Genomic DNA, 20,554 nt, shown 5'->3' with positions numbered 1-20,554 from the left:
CCGGGTCGGCCCCACGAAGCGGCGGCCTCGGTCGGCTCTGCGGGCCACGCGTGGCGTCCGACCGACCATATGATTGACCCTGTTAATTAACCGGGTTAACGTCCGTTCATGGCATGGGACTTCAGCACCGAACCGGACGTCGCGGCCGAACTCGACTGGATCCGCCGGCTCGTGGTGGACGAGATCGAACCGCTCGACCTGGTCCGAACCCGGATGAGCGCGGACAACTGGCGGGCCGTCACCAAACCGCTCAAGCAGGCGGTCAAGGATCGCGGCCTGTGGGCCGCGCACCTGGATCCGGCGCTGGGCGGCGGCGGCTTCGGCCAGGTCCGGCTGGCTCTGATGCACGAGATCCTCGGCCGGAGCCCCTCCGCACCGGCGATCTTCGGCAACCAGGCGCCGGACTCGGGCAACAGCGAACTGCTCGCGGTGGGCGCGACCGACACCCAGAAGGAGCGCTGGTTGTGGCCGCTCCTGGCGGGTCGGCTGACCAGTTCGTTCTCGCTCACCGAGCCGCATACGGCCGGCTCCGACCCGACCGGCATCCGGACCCGGGCGGTGCGGGACGGCGACGAGTGGGTGCTCGACGGGCACAAGTGGTTCGCCTCCAACGCGCGTCGCGCGGACTTCGTACTGGTCTTCGCGGTCACCGATCCCGATGCCGAACCACACCGCCGGGCCTCGATGTTCGTGGTCGAACAGGACACCCCGGGGATGCGGATCGTGCGCGACGTGCACACCATGCACCACCCTTACGACGGTGCCGCGACCGCAAACCTGGGCGGCCACGCGGAGATCCGGTTCGAGGGTTGCCGAGTGCCGCACACGCACCTGATCGGCGCTCCCGGTGATGCGTTCACGCTCGCTCAGAAGCGGCTCAACGGCGGCCGGATCCACCACACGATGCGCTGGATCGGCCAGTGCCGCCGGGCCTTCGACATGCTCTGCGAACGGGCCCTGTCCCGGCGCTCGCACGGCCGGTTGCTGGGCGAGCACCAACTCGTGCAGCAGATGGTGACGAAGTCCACGATCGAGATCGAGGCGCTGCGGCTGATGACCCTCAAGGCCGCGTGGACCTGGGACCACGAGGGCCCGAAGGCGGCCCGGCAGGCGGTCTCCGAGGTCAAGTACTGGGGGGCGCAGGTGCTGCACGACGTGGTGGACCGGGCGATCCAGGTGCACGGTGCGCTGGGCTACTCGACCGATTTGCCGTTGGAGGAGATGTACCGCCTCGCGCGCAACTTCCGGTTGTCCGACGGAGCGGACGAGGTGCACGTCGCGCAGGTCGCCAAGCTCGCGCTGCGCGGCCACAGCGCGGTCGAGGGGTGGCCGAGCGAGCACGTCCCGACCCGGCGCGCGGTCGCCGAGCAGCGCTACGCGACCTGGCTGGACCTGCCGTGACGACAGCGCCGACGGCACTGGGAGCGGCGGAACTGCGCGCGCTCACCGCGTGGTCGGTGGCACGCGGCGTGCTGGCGCCCGGTGTCGAGCCGCGGGTCGAACCGCTGACCGGCGGCTCGTCCAATCCCACGTATCGGGTCCGGGGCGGCGGCGCCGACCTGGTGCTGCGTACGTCACCCGCACGCGGCGCACTGCCCACCGCGCACGACATGGACCGCGAATACCGGTTCCAGGCCGCGTTGGCGGGCAGCACGGTGCCGGTGGCGCCGATGGTCGCGCTGTGTTCGGACCCGGCGGTGATCGGTACGCCGTTCTATCTGATGGAGCGGCTGGACGGGGTCGTGCATGCCCGGGTCGAGGCAGTGCGGGAGTTGCCCGCGCCCACCGCCGCGGCGGCCGGTTGTGCGCTGGCCCGGACCCTGGCCGTGCTGCATGCGGTGGACCCGGTCGCGGTGGGCCTGGCCGGGTACGCACGGCCGGAGCCGTACCCGGTGCGCCAGTTGCGCCGCTGGACGCGGCAATGGGCGGCGTCCGGCGCGGATCCGGTGCCGGCGGTCGACGAGGTGCTGGCCGCGTTGTCCGCCCGGACGCCGGCCGCGAGTCCGGAGCGGATCGTGCACGGCGACTACAACCTGGCGAACGTGATGTACGAACGGGCCCGCCCCGATCGGGTGCTGGCGGTGCTCGACTGGGAGATGGCCACGCTCGGCCCGCCCGAGGCGGACCTGGGCCAGTTGCTCGCGTACTGGGGACCGGCGGGCCGGCTGCTGTTCGCCGAGCGCGGTGGGCATCTGCCGGACGCCAATCCGGGGTTGCCCACCGCACGCGAGCTGGTCGCCGAGTACCGCACCGCGACCGCCGAGCAGACCTCTGCCACCGAGCTGAACATCCGTCATATCCCGTTCTGGGAAGCGTTCGCGGTGATCAAGCTGGCGATCGTCTGCGCGGGTGCGCTGCGTCGCGGGGCGAACGCGTCGGGTGCGCGGCGAACGCGGATCGCGTCCTTGGTAACCGGTTTGGCAGACATTGCCCGGGACACGCTGGAGGAGTGAGGTTCCGCCTGGAACGAACCCCGAATATCGGGGCAAATACCTCGATGGTTGTGCCGAGAAAAGTAAAATTCTCAAGAACTTCACTCCGGATACGCATGAGTAGCCGGTTGAGGGGCCAAGATTGCAGGTGTTCGCCAGGGAGCGTGGCGAACACTTCGAGACGAGGCGGGCCCGGCCGGGGCGGGCCCGCGTCGTCCCTTCCCGGGCCGCCGGGGCGTGTGTCCCCCGCCCTCGGCCGATCGGCCCGACGACACCCGATCACCGCACCTCGACCGCCGGCCGACTCGCGCCGGACGACGGCCGATTCCGCCGGGGAACCCCAATCCCGTCAGTACGCGGTGGCCCGCACCCGATCCAGGTCGTCCAGGATGCGATCCAGGTCTGCGGGAGCGGCCACGTAGGCCGACACCGCCCGTTGGAACGCGCTGCGCATCGCGGTCGGCATCAGGTCGGACGCATCGAAGCGGATTGCGGGCGCGCCCGCCAACGCGGTGCCCAGGGACTCGGTCACCTCGTCCCGGTAGGCGTCCGCCGACACGTTGCGGTCTGGGGACAGTGCGTTGCCCGACCGGACCCAGAGCTTCTGCGCCCGCGTGCCGACGAGGTAGTCGAGGAGTTGCCGGGCGGCGTCGGTCGCGTGGAACATCGCCGCGACGTCGCCCGCCACCTCGCGCGGCGTGGGGGTGCCGAAGCCGGGAAAGGCGAACGCGTCGTAGCCGCGCCGGGCCCCGGGCGGGGTACGGGCCGCGTAGTTGCCGGACACGAACGAGCCCTGGTGGTCGAACACACAACCACCACGCGGGTCCAGCAGCTCGGCCGACTTGTCGAACCCGGTCAGCAGGGTGCCGATCGACCCGCCCGGGACGGTGTCCGGCGTATTCGGCAACTCGCCCCACGCCTGCCACGCGGCCCGGATCTCCGGTGCCCGCCAAGACAGTTGACCACTCGCCCAGGCGTCGTAGATGTCCGGGCCCGAACGGGCCAACACGAGATCCTCGATCCAGTCGGTGCCCGGCCAACCCGACGTGGTGCTGGAGGCCAGCCCCATGCACCACGGGGTGATCCCGGCGGCCCGCAACTTGGCCGTGGTGGCCTGGAGTTGCGCCCACGTGGTCGGCACCGGGTCGCCCACCCGGGCAAGTTTGGCCGGGTTGAACCAGATCGTGCTCTTGAGCGCGGCCTTGAGCACCACCGCCAACTGCCGCCCGTTCACCCGGCCCGGCGCCAACCACTCCGGCGCGTATCCCGGGCGGACCCAGTCCAGCGACGCGAGCTTGTTCGTCTTGGCGTAGTGCAACAGGTCGCCGGGAGAGCTGAGTACCGCGATTTCCGGCGGATCACCCTCCTCCACCCGGCCCGCCAACACCGCCGCGACATCGCGGGTGCCCTCGAAGCGCACTTCGATCCCGGTGTCCTTCTCGAACGGCGCCACCACGGCCTCGAACACGTCTCGTTCGGTGCCCTCCCAGGTGCCCAGTACATGCACCACCCGGGCCGGCTCGCCGGTCGAGCACGCCACCGGGGCACATCCCGCGCCGACCAGGAGCAGGGCGCCGAACGCGGACCTCAACCTGCCGGTTCCGATCACCGGAGCCTCCCGTATTCGAAGCGTCGGATCAGCAGGCCCACGAGGGTCGACACGAGCACGACCATGCACGTCAGCGGGCCGCCGAGGGTGAGCCCCCCGTCGTCGGCGGCCTCCGCCAGCGCCGCGTCGGCCGCCCCGCGGCCCACGATCAGCGCGTCGGTCAACGCCGTCTGTGCGTCGTCGGCCGCGCCGGACATCCGGTCCGGAGCCCGACCGGTCAGCAGCGCGGTCCCCGGGCCGCCGTCCCGGGTGCCCCCCGGCGGCGCCTGGGCCTTGGCCCGCTCCGCAGCGGTGCGCAGCGCGGTCAGCGCGGTCAGCGCCCGAGCACCCGCGTCGCGCAGCGCCTGCGAGCGATCCTCGGCCAGGGCGGTGGCGATCAGGCCGCCGAACCTGGGGTCGGCTCCGGCGCGCACGGCATCGATCTCGGCGGCCGACGGAATCGGATCGACCAGGTCCCGAAGGGTGAGGCCGGCTTTGACATCGGTCGCGCGCGGAACGCCGCCGGAGGCGAGGTCCAAGGCCGCGGTGCCGACCACCTCGTGCACGGCGGTCCGGGCCTGCCACAACGCGGACTGCTCGGCGACCCGCCGCCCGGCGCCCTCGGCGAGCCGGTCGTGCGTACTCTGCGCGTGCAGCACCGTCCAGACGATCAGCGCGGCCAGCGCGGCGGCGCCGAGCAGCAGCAGCGGGCTGGTTCGACGGCGGAAGCGGCGACGCAGGTAGGCGTGCGCGACCAGCACGAGCAGCAGCGCCATGAACGCGGTCACGCCGAACGGGACCGCCACGTACGCGCCCACCCACCACGTCGAGCGGGCCGCGCGGATGTCCGCCAGGTCCGCCCGGCGCTGCTCGTACAGGCTGGTCACTATCGAGCGCCGCAGGTCGGAGGCATAGAAGACGTTGGCCAGGGACAACGGACCGTCGCCGCCGGTCTGAGCCAGACCGACCATGATCGTGTACTCGACCATGAGGGCGTTGACCCCGGTGAGCCGGGCCCGGGCGTTGGGATTGCCCCGGTGCAGGTCGGCGGCCAGGGTGAGGAACTGGTTCGCCCGCTTGACCGCGTCCTGATAGTCCTGCCCCGGCCCGGTCAACGAGAACGCGCCCGACACCAGGCTCGTGGCGGCCGCCCGATCGGCCTCGGTCAGCGCGGCCGCGGCCTGGTCCAGGGCCAGCGCGCCCGGGATCCGTCGGTCCTTCAGCTCGGCCGCGGTCGCCGCGGAGCGGTTGGCGATCAACACCGACAGGGTGAACACCGGGACCAGGGTGAGAGCCACCAGCAGCGCCAGCGCCACCAGCCGACCCGGCGTGGACGAGGGCAACCGCGGCCGGGCCCTCGCGGAAGGACGTGCGATCGCTGTGGCGGCGGAGCCGGCCGACGATGCGATGGTCCCAGCTGATGGTGCTGTGCTTCCGGACGTCGGTGCTGTGGTGCGTGACATGGAACGGGCGCCCCCTCGTTCCGCTCGGCAACCCGGTCAGGCTAGACGCGTGATCGGCCGGTTACCACACGGTGTTCTCCCTTGTGAGAATGGAAGCGGGCATGCTACGTACGGCACGATTCGCCCGAGTCGCGCAGCACGCCGGAGGCCGCAGGGCCGAAGCAGACCCCCTCGACGCCTGTGAAACCCCAACCTCCTGACCAAACTCAACGGATGGAGCGGGTGGGTACACGAACCCGAGCCACGCACCTCGCAACCACGGCTACCGAGCCCAAGTCACCCGCACCCATCAGGGCCGTGTGGCCGAGAGCATCTCAACCGCGCCAGGCGAAGCGGGGGACGCGGCGTTCCGTGAAGGCGGCCAGGCCCTCCCGGACGTCGGCCGAACCGCGGGACTCGGTTTCCCACCGGGCACGCCACGCCGCGAGACGCGCGGGCTCGGAGGCCGCCGAAGTGTCCGCGGCCAGCAGGTCCTTGGCCGCCCGGATCGTCAACTGCGAGCGGGACGCGATCGTGTCGGCGAAGGCGTAGACCCGCTCGTCGGCCTCGGCCGGCTCGAACACGTCGTCCACCAGGCCCACCCGCAACGCATGTGCCGCGTCGATCAGTTCGGCCGAGAACAGCAGATACTTGGCCGTCGACACGCCCACCAGTCGGGCCAGCCGCGCGGTGGATCCCGCGTCGTAGACGATCCCGAGTTTGGCCGGCGTCACCCCGAACCGCGCCGTGGTGTCCGCGAAGCGCAGGTCGCACGCCGCCGCCAACTGACACCCACCGCCCACGCACGGACCCTGCACGTACGCGATCGTCGGCTTGCCGAACGCCGCCAACGCCTGCTCCGCGGCCGAGTTCAGCGCGTGATAGGCATCCGCCGCCTCGGCCGTCGCATAGTGCCCCTGCAACTCGCGGATGTCGGCCCCCGCCGAGAACACCCCACCGCTGCCGGTCAGCACCAACACGCGCACATCGCGAGCGGCCGCCAGCGCCGCCAGAATCCCCGGCAGCGCCCCCCACATCGCGGCGGTCAGCGCCCCACGAGCCCGCGGCCGATCGATGCGCAGCGTCGCGACCCCACCCTCGATCTTCACCACAAGCCCGTCGACCCCGGTATCCATCCCGCCGCCCTCTCCCTCACCGACCCACATCCCGGCCACGCTACGGGTCACCGGCCCCCGACCCGCACCCGCCCGCCCGGCCACCCGAACGAGCCCACCCACCGTCGACGACACACCCCGGCCGCCCACCACCTCACCGCGCCGGCCCCCCACAAGTCGGCCCGCCTCCGCGACGGAAGCCCCGGTGGCCCTACCGCCCCGCCCCCACTTCCTCGTGCCCCGGATCCAGCGGCGGCCCCGCCATGTCGCAGCCGATCCGTACACACGGCTTGGCGCTCTCGATCCCGGTCTCGGTCGGCGCGAGGGCCTTCGCCGAAATGGTGAACCAGGCCACCGCGGAGCCCGCAGCCAGCAGCCCCGCGCAGATCCACAGCGCGCGGTCGAAACCCGTGTCCACCACACCCGGGTCCCGGTATCCGTCGCCCGACAGCCCGACCAGAGCCGGGAGCCCGGCGACGGTGAGCAGGCCCGCCGCCCGCGCCGCCGCGTTGTTGACGCCGCTGGCGATGCCCGCCCGGCTGACGTCCACCGAGGCCAGCACGGTCGCCGTCAGCGGCGCGACCAGGACCGCCAGGCCCAGCCCGAAGATCAGTACGCCGGGCAGCACGTCGGTCGCATAGGGCGCGTCGGAGCCGATCCGCAGCAGCGTCAGGAGCCCGCCGGCGCACACCAGGGGGCCCACGGTCAGTTGCAGGCGCGGGCCGATCCGTCGGGCCAGGTCACCCGATCGGGCCGAAAGCAGCAGCATCACCGCGGTGATCGGGAGCAGCGCCAGCCCGGCCTGTTGCGCCGAGTAGCCCGCCACCGTCTGGAGTTCGAGGACCAGCAGCAGCAAGAACGCGCCCAGCGCGCCGTAGACGAACAGCGTCACGATGTTGACCGAGGTGAACAGCCGGACCTGGAAGATGTCCAGCGGCAACATCGGTTCGCGCGAGCGTTTCTCCACGAATACGAACGCCACCCCCGCCGCCACCCCGGCCGCGCCCACGATCACGGCCGGCACGGGGCTGGTCTGCGCCTCCACCAGGGCCCAGGTCACGCCCGCGAGCGCCAGCGCGGCCAACGCCGCGCCGCTCACGTCGAAGCGGCCCCGGGGCTGCGGGTCGAAGGTCTCCGGAACGGTGCGCAGCGCGACCACGATGGTCACCGCCGCGAGCGGCAGGTTGATCAGGAAGACCCAGCGCCAGCTGACCGCGTCCACGAGCCAGCCGCCCAAAAAGGGGCCGATCGCGCTCGCCACGCCGCCCAGACCGGACCACGTGCCCACCGCGCGAGCGCGATCGTCGGCGTGGAACGTGGCCTGGATGATCGCCAGCGAGCCGGGGGTGAGCAGCGCTCCGCCGATGCCCTGGAGCGCGCGGGCGGCGATCAGCATCTCCACGTTGGGGGCGATCCCGCACAGCAGCGAGGCCACCGCGAACCAGGCCACGCCGATCACGAACACCCGGCGCCGCCCGTAGCGGTCACCGAGCGCGCCACCGAGCAGGATCAGTCCGGCCAGCGTGAGGGTGTACGCGTTGACGGTCCACTGCAGCGCCGCGAGCGAGGCGTCGAAGGAGCGTCCGATGCTGGGCAGCGCGACGTTGACGACGGTCGAGTCGAGCATGGCCATGCCGGAGCCGAGCACGGTGGCCAGCAGCACCCACCGGCCGGCCGGGGTCTTGGCGCGAATGCCCCCGGAGGGGAAAGAGACGGGCATCCGTGCATCATGCCCGGCCCGAGCGCCCTGAATTCGGTTCTGGTCATGTGGACGCACGAAGAGGATCGATCGCCCGCACGAGACGGACCGGCCTCGGCCCGACACCCTCGCGCCGACGACCCCCCGGGCCCGGGACGGCAGGTCCTAGCGAGCTATCCGCGGCGCCGGAATCGGCCGGATCAACCCGCGCTGGAGATCCCGATCGGGGCCGGGCAGCACCGCCAGCGCGAAGATCATCAGCAGCACCGCCACCACGGCGTCCATCCAGTAGTGGTTCGCGGTCACCACGACCACCATCAGGGTGATCACCGGATGCAGCCACATCGCCCAGCTCGCCACCCGCCGGCCGGTGCCGGCCGCGTGCCACACCGAGGCGACCCCGAGCGCGACCACCACCGCCCAGCCCACATGCAACGACGGCATCGCGGCGAACTGGTTCGCGATCTTGGCACCCGCGCCGGAGTACGGCGAGTCGCCCGCGTCCATGCCCGTGTCGGTGAAGCCCGGCATCTTCCGCGGCGGCGCCAGCGGAACCAGGATGTGGATGATCAACGCGGCGCCGGTCATCATCGCCAGGATGTTGCGGACCCACTTGTAGTGCTCGCGGTGGCGGATCCACAACCACAGCAAAAACCCGACGGTGGCCGGGAAATGCACGTAGGCGTAGTACTTGTTGCAGAACGTCACGGCCGCATGCGACTGCATGAACCAGTCCTGGATGGCCGCCTCGTCCGGCAGCCGCAGGTCCTTCTGCATGGTCAGCAGTTGCTTGGCGTTGGAGAACGCGGTGGAGGTCTCGCCCGAGGCCAGACCGCGTCCGAGCTTGTATACCCCGAACAGCAGCGCGACCAGGAACAGCTCGCGTGCCGCCTCCTTGAAGGTGCGCATACGGCGGGCCTTGGCCGCTGCCGCCGCCGCGGCCGGATCCGGCTCGGCGACCGGCCGCCCGGTCGACGTGCCGGCCTCCGTCACCGAAGCCGCCTGCGTGGTGGGCAACGCCTGCTCGCGCCGATCGAGCTCGTGGGAGGGATCCTCCGTGACGTTGCGCCGCACCGCGCCCCCATGCTGTCGGTTGTATCGGTCGTGCCGTCGGTCGGCCGATCGCGATCGGATCGGTCGCCACCCGGGTCATGGACCACTCCCCGATCGCGCTCCCCGGGTCAGGGGTGCGGTGGACGGCGGCAACGCTTCGGCCAGGGTAGACGGATCAGGTTAAACCGATCCTCCCCCTGAAGTACCATTCGGGGCCGGCTCGCACGGGGTACCGAAGTCCCATGTCTCCCCTACGGACGTCGTACGCGCCTCCCCGGTTCGGGGGAGCCTCACCAAGTCGCGCACACGGCCCGCCGACGATACGTAGGCTGCGGGTATGACCGACCCGACGGGGGAAAAGCGGCTCGTACTCGTGGTCGAGGACGAGCCCATGATCGCCGACGCGGTGGCCGTCCGGCTGCGGGCGGAGGGCTTCGGCGCGATCATCGCGCCCGACGGTCCGGCGGCACTGACCACGGCCGCGACCACCCGACCCGACCTGGTCGTGCTCGACGTGATGCTGCCCGGCCTGGACGGCCTGGAGGTGTGCCGGCGGCTCCAGGCACTGCACCCGGGCCTGCCGGTGATCATGCTGACCGCGCGCGACGACGAGACCGATCTGCTGGTCGGCTTGGCCGTGGGCGCCGACGACTACATGACCAAGCCGTTCTCGATGCGCGAGTTGGTCGCCCGCGTGCACGTGCTGCTGCGCCGGATGGAGCGCGCCGAGGCGTCCGCCCGCGCCGTCTCCCCCGAAGCCGCGCTGCACCTGGGCCGGTTGCGGATCGACCGCAGCCAGCGCCGGGTCCGGCTCGGTGTGGACGAGGTGCACCTGACCCCGACCGAGTTCGACCTGCTGGTGTGCCTCGCGTCGCGCCCGCGCGCCGTACTCTCGCGCGAGCAGTTGCTCGCCGAGGTGTGGGACTGGGTCGACGCCTCCGGCACCCGCACCGTGGACAGCCACGTCAAGGCGCTGCGGCGCAAGCTCGGCGCCGAGTGGATCCGGACCGTGCACGGCGTGGGCTACGCGTTGGAGGCACCGTCCTGAACCTCGCCGACCCCCGCCCCGCGCGGCTGCGGCGCCTGCGGCTGCGCCGCGGCAACCTGCGGCCGCTCGATCGGCTGCGCTCGATCAAGGCCAAGCTCGGCGTGCTCGTGATCGCGTCCGTGTTCGTCTCGACGCTGTTGATCATCCTGGGGCTGCGGGCCGAGGTCCGGTTCCGGTACATGCTCGTGTTCAGCTCGCTGGCGTGCCTGGCGGTCACCCTGGTGCTCGCGCACGGGATGACCTCGCCGCTGCGCGAGATGACCGCCGCCGCGCAGGCGATGGCCCGCGGCGACTACTCGCGCCGGGTGCGCGCCACCTCGCGCGACGAAGTGGGTCGCCTCGCCGGCGCGTTCAACCACATGGCCGCCGACCTGGAGGCGGTGGACCGCCATCGCCGCGAACTGGTCGCCAACGTCTCGCACGAACTGCGCACACCCATCTCCGCACTGCATGCGGTGCTGGAGAATCTCGTCGACGGCGTACAAAAACCCGACCCCGTCACGCTGGGGCTGGCGCTCAATCAGACCGCGCGACTGGGTCGACTCGTGTCACAACTTCTCGACCTTTCCCGGTTGGATTCGGGGGCCGTACCGCTCCAGGCACGCGAGTTCGCGGTACGCCCGTTCCTGACCGCGCTCACCGCCGAGACCGGGGCCCTGAGCAGCGATGTCAGGTTCCGGGTGGACGTGCAGCCGGCCGATCTCACCGCGCTGGCCGATCCCGAGCGGCTGCATCAGGTTGTTACCAATTTGGTGGCGAATGCCTGCCGGCACAGCCCCTTCGGTGGCACCGTGAGTCTGCACGCACGACGCGACGAGGCCCCGGGCAGTCTGCGCCTGGAAGTCCAGGACGAGGGGCTCGGCATCCCGTACGGCGAGCGCGGCCGGGTCTTCGAGCGATTCACCCGCGGCGGCGGGAGTTCGTCCACCGACGGGGGGACCGGACTGGGCCTCGCGATCGCCCGCTGGGCCGTGGATCTGCATGGGGGTGATATTTCCGTAGCCGAATCGAGCCATGGGTGCCGTATCCGAGTACTCCTGCCCGGTGACCCGGCGTAATCGGGTGATCGGTCACTTACTGCACGGGACGATCCCGACATGACGTTCCGTGACCACCAATACGGCGGGAAGCAACAAACGCGACTAAACGGTCAACCGTTTGTGATCTACGCGACGCGGAGGCCGAGGGGCCTGCGCGACACTGGTCAAAGGGCGTAGCCTTGTTTCCCGCTGTCCACCACCCCAGGAAGCGGAAGAGGGCGGTTGCCGCCGTGTCGTCACAGTCCCCTAGCAACCCGATGGCCAGCTTCGGCCCCAACGAGTGGCTCGTCGACGAGATTTACCAGCAATATTTGCAAGATCCCAACTCGGTGGATCGTGCTTGGTGGGACTTCTTCGCCGATTACAAGCCCAGCGAGGCGTCGACTCCGTCGACGTCCGCCGGTCAAGCCACCGTGGCAAGCCCGAGCGGCCCCACACCAGTGAGCAGTACCACGAACAACTCTGGAAGCATCCCCGCGCCGATCCCGACGCAACCCCCCGTGACGGCGGCAGTGTCGTCGACCGCGACGGGGACGACGACTCCGGCCCCGGCTCCGAGCCACCCGATAATGACGACCGGTGTACAGGACGCGGCGCCTTCGCCCACTCCGGTCCCGGCCGGCACTCCGGCTCCGGCCCAGGCCGCGCCCGCCAAGGTCGCCGCACCTACGCCCGCGCAGGCACCCGCCCCCAAGGCGGCCTCCGCGCCCGCGAAGAAGCAGCCCGCCGCATCCCCCGAGGCCGTCCAGCTCAAGGGCCCGGCGGCACGTGTCGCGATCAACATGGACTCGTCGCTCACCATCCCCACCGCGACCAGCGTGCGGGCCGTGCCGGCCAAGCTGCTGATCGACAACCGGATCGTGATCAACAACCACCTCAAGCGCGCTCGCGGTGGCAAGGTCTCGTTCACCCACCTCATCGGCTACGCGCTCGTCCAGGCGGCCAAGTCGATGCCGTCGATGAACCACGCCTACGAGGAGCGCGAGGGCAAGCCGTTCCTGGTCAAGCCGGCGAACGTGAACCTCGGCCTGGCGATCGACCTGACGAAGGCCAACGGTGATCGCCAGCTCGTGGTGGCGGCCATCAAGAAGGCCGACGAGATGGACTTCTTCGCCTTCTGGCAGGCCTACGAGGACATCGTCCGACGAGCCCGCTCGAACAAGCTCACGGTGGACGACTTCGCCGGAGTGACGATCTCGCTGACCAACCCGGGCGGCATCGGCACCGTGCACTCGGTGCCGCGTCTGATGCCCGGTCAGGGCACGATCGTCGGCGTGGGCGCGATGGAATACCCGGCGGAGTTCGCGGGGGCGTCCGCGGACACCCTGTCCCGCCTCGCGGTCAGCAAGACACTCACGCTGACCAGCACGTATGACCACCGCATCATCCAAGGCGCCCAGTCGGGCGAGTTCCTGCGCCGGATGAACCAGCTGCTGCTCGGCGAAGACTGCTTCTTCGAGGAGATCTTCCGTTCGCTGCGCATCCCGTACGAGCCCGTGCGCTGGGTGCAGGACATCTCCGCGACACACGAGGACGACGTCAACAAGACGGCACGTGTGCAGGAGCTCATCCACTCCTACCGGGTCCGCGGTCACCTGATGGCCGACACCGACCCGCTGGAGTACAAGCAGCGCCGGCACCCGGACCTCGACGTGGTCGAGCACGGGCTGACGCTGTGGGACCTCGAGCGCGAGTTCGCCGTCGGCGGCTTCGCCGGCCAGGCGCTGATGACCCTGCGCGACGTGCTCGGCGTGCTGCGGGACACCTACTGCCGCACCGTCGGCATCGAGTACATGCACATCCAGGACCCGGACCAGCGCCGCTGGATCCAGGAGCGGGTGGAGGTGCCGCACGCCAAGCCGGACCGCGAGGACCAGCTGCGCATCCTGCGCCGGCTGAACGCGGCCGAGGCGTTCGAGACCTTCCTGGCCACCAAGTACGTCGGCCAGAAGCGCTTCTCGCTGGAAGGCGGCGAGACCACCATCCCGCTGCTCGACGCGATCATCTCGGCCGCCGCCGAGGACGGTCTCGACGAGGTCGCGATCGGCATGGCGCACCGCGGCCGGCTGAACGTGCTGACCAATATCGTCGGCAAGTCCTACGCGCAGGTCTTCCGCGAGTTCGAGGGCAACATCGACCCCAAGTCGATGCACGGCTCGGGCGACGTGAAGTACCACCTCGGCGCCGAGGGCACGTTCTCCTCCGAGGACGGCGCGCAGGTCAAGGTCTCCCTGGTGGCGAACCCCTCGCACCTGGAGGCGGTCGACCCGGTCCTGGAAGGCGTCGTGCGCGCCAAGCAGGACATCATCGACATGGAGGGCGCCGACTTCCCGGTGCTGCCTCTCCTGCTGCACGGTGACGCCGCGTTCGCGGGCCAGGGCGTGGTCGCCGAGACGCTCAACATGTCGCAGCTGCGCGGCTACCGCACCGGCGGCACGATCCATGTGGTGATCAACAACCAGGTGGGCTTCACCGCCTCCCCGGCCGCGTCCCGCTCGTCCATCTACGCGACCGACGTCGCGCGGATGATCGAGGCGCCGATCTTCCACGTCAACGGCGACGACCCCGAGCAGTGCGTGCGCATCGCGCAGCTCGCGTTCGAATACCGGCAGACGTTCCACAAGGACGTGGTGATCGACCTCATCTGCTACCGGCGCCGGGGTCACAACGAGGCCGACAACCCGTCCTTCACGCAGCCGCTGATGTACGACCTGATCGACAAGAAGCGCTCGGTGCGCAAGCTCTACACCGAGGCCCTGATCGGTCGTGGCGACATCACCGTCGAAGAGGCCGAGCAGGCGCTCAAGGACTACCAGGACCAGTTGGAGAAGGTCTTCTCCGAGGTCCGGCAGGCCACCGCCCCGCAGGCTCCGCAGGCGGCCCCGGCCGCACCCGCGGCGGACGTCGCGTTCCCGCGGATCGACCCGACCGGCATCGCGCACGAGACGGTGAAGCGGATCGTCGAGTCGCAGGTCTCGCTGCCCGAGGACTTCGCCGTGCACCCGCGCCTGCAGCCGCAGTTGCAGCGCCGTGCGGCGATGGTCGAGGACGGCACGATCGACTGGGCGATGGGCGAGACGCTCGCGTTCGGTTCGCTCCTGATGGAGGGCCGCCCGGTGCGGCTCGCCGGTCAGGACAGCCGGCGTGGCACCTTCGGCCAGCGGCACTCGGTCCTGGTGGACCGCAACTCCGGCGCCGAGTACACCCCGCTCGCGAACCTGTCCGACGACCAGGCCAAGTTCACCGTGTACGACTCGCTGCTCAGCGAGTTCGCCGCGATGGGCTTCGAGTACGGCTACTCGCTGGCCCGGCCGCAGTCGTTGGTTTTGTGGGAGGCGCAGTTCGGCGACTTCGCCAACGGCGCGCAGTCGATCATGGACGAGTTCATCTCCTCCGCCGAGCAGAAGTGGCACCAGCACTCCGGTGTGGTGCTGCTGCTTCCGCACGGCTACGAGGGCCAGGGCCCGGACCACTCGTCCGCACGCATCGAGCGCTACCTGCAGATGTGCGCGCAGAACAACATGACGGTGGCCGCGCCGACCCTGCCGAGCAACTACTTCCACCTGTTGCGCTGGCAGGCGCTGAACCCGCACCACAAGCCGCTGGTGGTGTTCACCCCGAAGTCGATGCTGCGTCTGAAGGCCGCCGCGTCGAAGATCGAGGAGTTCACCAGCGGGCAGTTCCGGCCGGTGATCGGGGACACCACGGTGGACCCGAGCAAGGTCAAGCGGGTGGTCATGTCCTCCGGCAAGTTCCACTACGACCTGGCCGCCGGACGGGCCAAGTCGGGCCGCGACGACGTCGCCCTGGTGCGCGTGGAGCGGCTCTACCCGCTGCCCGTGGCCGAGCTCAAGGCCGAGCTGGAGCGGTACGGTCTGGACCGCTACGGCAAGGACCTGGAGCTGGTCTGGGCCCAGGAGGAGCCGACCAACCAGGGTGCGTGGCCGTTCATCGCGCTCAACCTGGTCGAGTACGGCCTGCCCGCGCCGCGCCGGATCGCGCGTCCGTCGTCCTCGTCGCCCGCGGTCGGTTCGGCCAAGCGGCACGAGGCCGAGCAGCAGGGCCTGGTCGAGGAAGCGATGAGCTGATCCGCTTTCGCTGATGCACCGACTCCGCCCCGGCCCGCGTACGATGCGCGCCGGGGCGGAGTCGCGTGTCCAGGTGCCGCGCACCCCACACAGACCGGAGTCGAGAGCATGTATTTCACGGACCGTGGCATCGAGGAGCTGGAGAAGCGACGCGGCGAGGAGGAGGTGTCCCTGGCCTGGCTCGCCGAGCAGCTGCGCACGTTCGTGGACCTGAACCCCGAGTTCGAGACCCCCGTCGAACGACTCGCGACCTGGCTCGCGCGACTGGACGACGACGAGGACGACGAGTAGCCGACGCCGAGTGCGGGCCGGCTCCCGGCCCGCGCGACCCGTCCGGGGCCCGTCCGGCGGATCCCGGCGGGGTTCAGGCGTCGGTGGTGCGTCGAAGCGTGCGGGTGTGCCACAGGGCCCAGCAGACGCCGTACAGCACCAGCCCGACCGCCAGGCCGCGGCCGAATCCGGTCGCCGCGTCGAAGCCGAGCACCTCGAAGGCCGGCACCCGCCCGTCCGGGAACGGCAACAGCGCCCGGGCCGCGCCGAGCACACCGACCAGCACCAACGCGCCCAGCACCGCCCAGCGCCCCGCTACGGGCATCCGCAGGCCGGTGATCGGCCGCACCGGCAGCCGGCCGATCCAGCGCCACGTCCACACCACGCCCACGGTCAGCCCGACCACCGTGCTGATGTGCTGGAGCAATACGTAGCCGGGCCGCAGGCCGAAGAACTCCCGGCGCAGCTCGGGCAGTACGTGCGCGACCCCCGGGTCGTCGTGGTGCGTCCAGGCGTCCCAGCCGATGTGCGTGAGGCCGCCCAGGATCGCCGAGACCACGAACCACACGCAGACCGCGACGCTCTCCCGCAGGAACGGCCGGCGGGCCCGCGCGGCGGCGTACAGCCGGCCCGGCAGGCGTGGTCGCAACGGCTCCTCCAGCGCGCCGCGGATCCGGTCCGGGAGCAGCACGAGCAGCGGTCTCGCGAGCAGGTGGAAGGCGAGCACGAGCAGCACGGTGAGCGCGATGTTCAGGCCCAGGACGCCCGGCCAGAGCTCGTGAGTGGCCTGCCGGTCGGCGCGCATCGGCAGGAAGTCCAGGTGCACGAACAGGATCACGTCCGGTGCCATCGAGCCGAAGGCCAGCGCGGACGCGATCAACGGGCCGTGCCGGCCCGCCCCGTCCCCGGCCGTGGTCCCGGTGCGGGTGGCGCCCTGCAGCGGCAGCACCGCCGCGATGTGGCTGAGCGTGAATGGCATGCGTGGTGCCCCCGGTGATGGTGCCGTCGGCGCGCGCCCGCTCGCGCGCACGCGCGTCACGGGCACGACGCGCGAATGAGCGAAGTCCCTCGGCTTCGAGAAACGCCGAAACCCGACCCGATGGTTCCCTTGACGTTCGGCAGACGCGATATATCGTGAATGACAGAGCTTCGCGATATATCGCGTTCGACACTCCGACCCGAAGGGGAGGGTCCATGTCCCAATGGATGATCGACGCACCACGAGACCTCACGTTCGACTCCGTGCGCGTGCTCCGCGTGCGCACGATCGGCGGACTGGTCGACGTGGTGGGCACCGACGGACCGCCGCGCCTGGAGGTACACGCCGTCGAGGGGCCGCCGCTCCAGGTGACCCACGACGAGGTGAGCGGCGAACTGGTCGTCTCCTACCCGGATTTGACCGGGAAGCATTTGAAGGCCTGGTTCCAGAACGCCCGACGGCGGGCCGACTTCAAGGCGTTCGTGGCGGACGGGCGGGCACTCGGCCGACGGCATGCCGAGGTCTCGCTGGCCGTGCCGTGGGACTGCACCGTGGAGATCGGCGCGGTGTCCGCGCACGCGACCGTCTCCGGCATGCACGGCGACACCACCGTGCGCAGCATCGGCGGCGACGTGACCCTGGTCGGCCTGACCGGCACGGTCGACGCGAACACCGTCTCCGGCTCGGTGGACGCCGAGTCGATGGCCGGCGACCTCGGTGTGGCCACCGTGGCCGGTTCGCTCACGGTGATCGAGGGCACCGGCGGTCGGGTCCGGGCCAACTCGGTGTCCGGCTCGATGACCCTGGACCTGGACGCGGTCGGCCGCAGCCACGTGCAACTGAGCACCGTCTCCGGCGAACTGACGGTACGGCTGCCGCACCAGGGCGACATGCACGTGGACGTGCGCAGCGCGGCCGGCTCCGTGGACTCGGTGTTCGACGAGCTGACCACGAGCGCCAAGTTCGGCGCCAGCCACGTGAGCGGCAAGCTCGGCGAGGGCTCGGGACGGCTCCGGATCAATTCGGTATCGGGCGATGTGACGCTGCTGCGTCGCGCCCCGGAGGGAAAGGTGATCGCATGACCCCGGTCTTCGGTCACGGCCGCCTGCGGCTGTACCTGCTCAAGCTGCTCGACGAGAGCCCCCGGCACGGCTACGAGGTCATCCGACTGCTCCAGGACCGCTTCCTGGGCCTGTACGCCCCCTCGGCGGGGACGGTCTACCCGCGCCTGGCCAAGCTGGAGCAGGAGGGCCTGGTCGAGCACGACGTCGAGGGCGGCCGGAAGGTCTACCGGATCACCGCCGCCGGGCAGGCCGAACTGGCCGCGCGTCAGGAGGAGTTGGCTCAGCTGGAGGCGCAGATCCGGGAATCGGTCTACGAGCGGGCCCGGGAGATCCGGGACGAGGTGCGCAGCTCGGCGCAGAACCTGCGGGAGGAATTGGGCCGCGCCGCCCGCGAGGTGCGCAAGGCGCCCCGCGCCTCGACCGGCGAACGTCCCGAGCCCGAGGGCAAGCGGCGCCCCGCGCCCGACGGTTGGGAGCCGATCTTCTCGCAGAAGATGGCCGACCTCGCCGAGGGCCTGGCGCACAACCTGGTCGACCTGGCCGGCAAGCCCGGCCTGCATGACCTGGAGCGCGAACTACGACGCCGGTTCGGCGGCGCCAACCCCGAACCCCCCACGGCCCGCGCCCGTGCAACCGACGCCTGGGCCAAGGAAACCGACCCCCCCGGCCGCCCCACCGACTCCTTCGACCTCGACACCATCCTCGACACGATCCGCACCGAGGTAGCCCCCCTGGCCCACCGAGCCGGCATCACCCCCGCCCAATTCGACCGAGCCCGCCACATCGTGACCACCGCGATAAACGACCTCCGAGAGGTCTTCACCGAAAAGCCCCCATCCTGACCCAACCCCCGCCCTCCCAACAGCCGCCACCCAGCCCGGCCGGCGCTTGAGGCCAATCAGCCTGCCCGGCGCTTGAGGGCAAACCAGCCCGGCCGGCGCTTGAGGCCAATCAGCCCGGCCGGCGCTTGAGGCCAATCAGCCCGGCCGGCGCTTGAGGCCAATCAGCCCGGCCGGCGCTTGAGGCCAATCAGCCTGCCCGGCGCTTGAGGGCAAACCAGCCCGGCCGGCGCATGAGGCCACCCAGCCCGGCCGGCGCTTGAGGCCAAAACCCCCTAACCCCGAAGGTGTAGCCCCGCCAACGCCACGCGTCCATGCGCCAGCTGCCGCGTAGACACCGCTTCGACCCGCCCACTCCGCCCCACCACGCCCCTCGGATACACCGGCGGCAACACCACCGCATCGCGAGCAACGATCTCCCCCGCCACGCGCGTGAGCGTCGCCCGCCGAGCGGTGTCCGCCGTCCCCCACGCCTGCTCGACCAGCCGATCCAACTCCGGGTTCGCATACCCCGTGTTGTCCACGCTCGTCGACACCGCCGGAGACAGCACCGCGAACCCCGTCCGCCCGACCGCGTACCCCGACCCGCGCAGATCGACGAGCGCCACGTCGAAGTCCCCGGTCCGCCGCCGCGCCGCCCACGTCGCAGGGTCCACGTTCTCGACCGTGACGGTGAACCCGACCCGGTTCCACCCTTCGGCCAACACCCGTGCCACGTCCGGCACTTCCGCAGCATCCCCGACCACCGCAAGCAGCGTGAACCGCACGCCCGGCGGCAACGGCACCAGCGCCTCGCCGAGCATCGCGGTAACCCGCTCCGGCTCCACCGTCGGCCCCGCGGTCGCACTCGGACTCGGCTTGGGGGACGTGGTCGGCGAAACCCCCCGGCCGTACGGGGTGTACTCCGGGTCCCACCCCTCGTTGCCCGGCCCCAGCGGCCCCTGCCCGATCACCGCGTCGCCCCGGTACACGTCCTGCGACACCCGGGTCCGGTCCATCCCGTACGCCAGCGCCCGCCGCACCGCGACGTCGTCGAACGGCGGCCGGCGCAGATTCGGCAGCACCACCAGGTCCGCCGGCCCGCTCGCGGTCTGCACGTACGTGTCGTCGCCCTTGCGCAACCGGCGCACCTGATCGGGCGTAGGCCTCGGATACACCGCCACCCGGTGCGCCTTCAGCTCGGCCACACCGTCGGCGACGGCACTGAACTCGATGCCCTCCAGCGGCGCGGCCTTGCCCCGATGGTCCGGATCGCGCCGCAGTACGACCACTCCCGCGGCCGTACTCGCGAGCCGGAACGGCCCGGTGCCGACCAGGGCCCGAGGATCACCCAGCGTCGCCCGATGCGGGATCGGCAGGCAGGCCAGGAAGGCCCGCAACGCACCGAACGGCCGGGGCAGCTCGATCCGGACCGTCTGCGCGTCCGACGCCTCGATCGTGCCGAACCGACCCGCCAGCCACGGCGCCCAGTCCCCGGCCGTCGCCGGATCGTTGACCCGGCGCAGGCAGTCGACCACGTGCTCCGCGGTGAACGCATCCCCGCCGTGGAAGCGCACTCCCGCGCGCAGCCGGATGGTCCAGCTCAGCCCGTCCGGCGCGATCAGCGGATCGGCCCCGGCCAGCACCGGCCCGATCGTGGTGTCGTCCCGATAGGTGTACAGCGCCTCGACCACGGGATCCGCGATCCACCGCACCGGCTCGGCCGTGGAGTGCACGGGGTTGAGTACGTCCGGCAACCGCGGCAGGCCCACGCCGAGCGTGCCGCCCGTGCGCAGTTCGTTGCCGGAGCACGCGGCGAGCAGGCCGCCGAAGGCCGCGACACCTCCCGTACCGGCCCCGAGGGCGAGTACACGGCGACGGGACAACGGCATCCGGCGGTCCTTCCGAGACGATCCGG

Annotated in this window: 15 protein-coding genes; 8 read left to right on the top strand and 7 right to left on the bottom strand. The window is 71.1% G+C overall.

Annotated elements, in window-relative coordinates; translation table 11 throughout:
• The first annotated feature begins 108 nt into the window (after positions 1 to 108).
• On the top strand, positions 109 to 1,401 hold the full coding sequence (locus ABZS54_RS16530) for an acyl-CoA dehydrogenase family protein (RefSeq protein ID WP_355535521.1): 1,293 nt from the start codon (positions 109 to 111) through the stop codon (positions 1,399 to 1,401).
• Positions 1,398 to 2,453 (top strand): phosphotransferase family protein, encoded by a 1,056-nt coding sequence (locus ABZS54_RS16525; protein WP_355535518.1) that lies wholly within the window; start codon positions 1,398 to 1,400, stop codon positions 2,451 to 2,453. Before ABZS54_RS16530 ends, ABZS54_RS16525 begins: the two co-directional genes overlap by 4 nt.
• A 328-nt stretch (positions 2,454 to 2,781) precedes the next feature.
• Here the strand turns inward: ABZS54_RS16525 and ABZS54_RS16520 are convergent, their stop codons facing one another.
• The 5 genes from ABZS54_RS16520 to ABZS54_RS16500 all read right to left on the bottom strand — a co-directional run bounded on the left by ABZS54_RS16520 (position 2,782) and on the right by ABZS54_RS16500 (position 9,350).
• A complete protein-coding gene (locus tag ABZS54_RS16520) occupies positions 2,782 to 4,041 on the bottom strand; it encodes an ABC transporter substrate-binding protein (protein ID WP_355535515.1) in 1,260 nt (419 codons plus the stop codon).
• Positions 4,038 to 5,363, bottom strand: coding sequence for a hypothetical protein (locus ABZS54_RS16515; RefSeq protein ID WP_355535512.1), 1,326 nt, complete (start codon positions 5,361 to 5,363; stop codon positions 4,038 to 4,040). The genes ABZS54_RS16520 and ABZS54_RS16515 overlap by 4 nt, the downstream gene beginning before the upstream one ends.
• Positions 5,364 to 5,797: 434 nt before the next feature.
• Positions 5,798 to 6,598: an enoyl-CoA hydratase/isomerase family protein gene (locus tag ABZS54_RS16510; RefSeq protein WP_355535509.1), complete on the bottom strand. Its 801-nt coding sequence runs from the start codon at positions 6,596 to 6,598 to the stop codon at positions 5,798 to 5,800.
• 190 nt (positions 6,599 to 6,788) lie between these two features.
• The gene (locus ABZS54_RS16505; RefSeq protein WP_355535506.1) at positions 6,789 to 8,297 is read right to left on the bottom strand and encodes an MFS transporter; all 1,509 of its coding nucleotides are present in this window, start codon (positions 8,295 to 8,297) and stop codon (positions 6,789 to 6,791) included.
• A gap of 144 nt (positions 8,298 to 8,441) precedes the next feature.
• Positions 8,442 to 9,350 carry a phosphatase PAP2 family protein gene (locus tag ABZS54_RS16500; RefSeq protein WP_355535503.1) on the bottom strand — a complete coding sequence of 303 codons (909 nt, stop codon included), beginning with the start codon at positions 9,348 to 9,350 and terminating at the stop codon, positions 8,442 to 8,444.
• Between the two features lie 316 nt (positions 9,351 to 9,666).
• Between ABZS54_RS16500 and ABZS54_RS16495 the strand changes: the two genes are divergently transcribed.
• The 4 genes from ABZS54_RS16495 (at position 9,667) to ABZS54_RS16480 (ending at position 15,796) form a co-directional block, all read left to right on the top strand.
• Complete coding sequence (locus tag ABZS54_RS16495; protein ID WP_355535500.1) at positions 9,667 to 10,377, top strand: response regulator transcription factor; 711 nt, start codon at positions 9,667 to 9,669, stop codon at positions 10,375 to 10,377.
• Positions 10,326 to 11,435 carry an ATP-binding protein gene (locus tag ABZS54_RS16490; protein ID WP_355535497.1) on the top strand — a complete coding sequence of 370 codons (1,110 nt, stop codon included), beginning with the start codon at positions 10,326 to 10,328 and terminating at the stop codon, positions 11,433 to 11,435. Before ABZS54_RS16495 ends, ABZS54_RS16490 begins: the two co-directional genes overlap by 52 nt.
• 239 nt (positions 11,436 to 11,674) lie before the next feature.
• Positions 11,675 to 15,505 (top strand): multifunctional oxoglutarate decarboxylase/oxoglutarate dehydrogenase thiamine pyrophosphate-binding subunit/dihydrolipoyllysine-residue succinyltransferase subunit, encoded by a 3,831-nt coding sequence (locus ABZS54_RS16485; protein ID WP_355535494.1) that lies wholly within the window; start codon positions 11,675 to 11,677, stop codon positions 15,503 to 15,505.
• A gap of 108 nt (positions 15,506 to 15,613) precedes the next feature.
• Complete coding sequence (locus tag ABZS54_RS16480; protein ID WP_020557400.1) at positions 15,614 to 15,796, top strand: DUF6104 family protein; 183 nt, start codon at positions 15,614 to 15,616, stop codon at positions 15,794 to 15,796.
• 73 nt (positions 15,797 to 15,869) lie between these two features.
• Here the strand turns inward: ABZS54_RS16480 and ABZS54_RS16475 are convergent, their stop codons facing one another.
• Positions 15,870 to 16,754 carry a DUF4184 family protein gene (locus ABZS54_RS16475; RefSeq protein ID WP_355535491.1) on the bottom strand — a complete coding sequence of 295 codons (885 nt, stop codon included), beginning with the start codon at positions 16,752 to 16,754 and terminating at the stop codon, positions 15,870 to 15,872.
• 215 nt (positions 16,755 to 16,969) lie between these two features.
• Here ABZS54_RS16475 and ABZS54_RS16470 point away from each other — a divergent pair, with 215 nt between their 5' ends.
• Together ABZS54_RS16470 and ABZS54_RS16465 are read left to right on the top strand one after the other, a co-directional pair.
• On the top strand, positions 16,970 to 17,836 hold the full coding sequence (locus ABZS54_RS16470) for a DUF4097 family beta strand repeat-containing protein (RefSeq protein ID WP_355535488.1): 867 nt from the start codon (positions 16,970 to 16,972) through the stop codon (positions 17,834 to 17,836).
• A complete protein-coding gene (locus ABZS54_RS16465; protein WP_355535485.1) occupies positions 17,833 to 18,660 on the top strand; it encodes a helix-turn-helix transcriptional regulator in 828 nt (275 codons plus the stop codon). The genes ABZS54_RS16470 and ABZS54_RS16465 overlap by 4 nt, the downstream gene beginning before the upstream one ends.
• Positions 18,661 to 18,932: 272 nt before the next feature.
• Here the strand turns inward: ABZS54_RS16465 and ABZS54_RS16460 are convergent, their stop codons facing one another.
• On the bottom strand, positions 18,933 to 20,528 hold the full coding sequence (locus tag ABZS54_RS16460; protein ID WP_355535482.1) for an ABC transporter substrate-binding protein: 1,596 nt from the start codon (positions 20,526 to 20,528) through the stop codon (positions 18,933 to 18,935).
• Positions 20,529 to 20,554: the final 26 nt, after the last annotated feature.

This window comes from Embleya sp. NPDC005575 (assembly GCF_040605455.1).
Classification (GTDB): domain Bacteria; phylum Actinomycetota; class Actinomycetes; order Streptomycetales; family Streptomycetaceae; genus Embleya.
The sequence above is the reverse complement of the archived record's forward strand: the minus strand, read 5'-3'. Positions and strand labels throughout refer to the sequence as shown.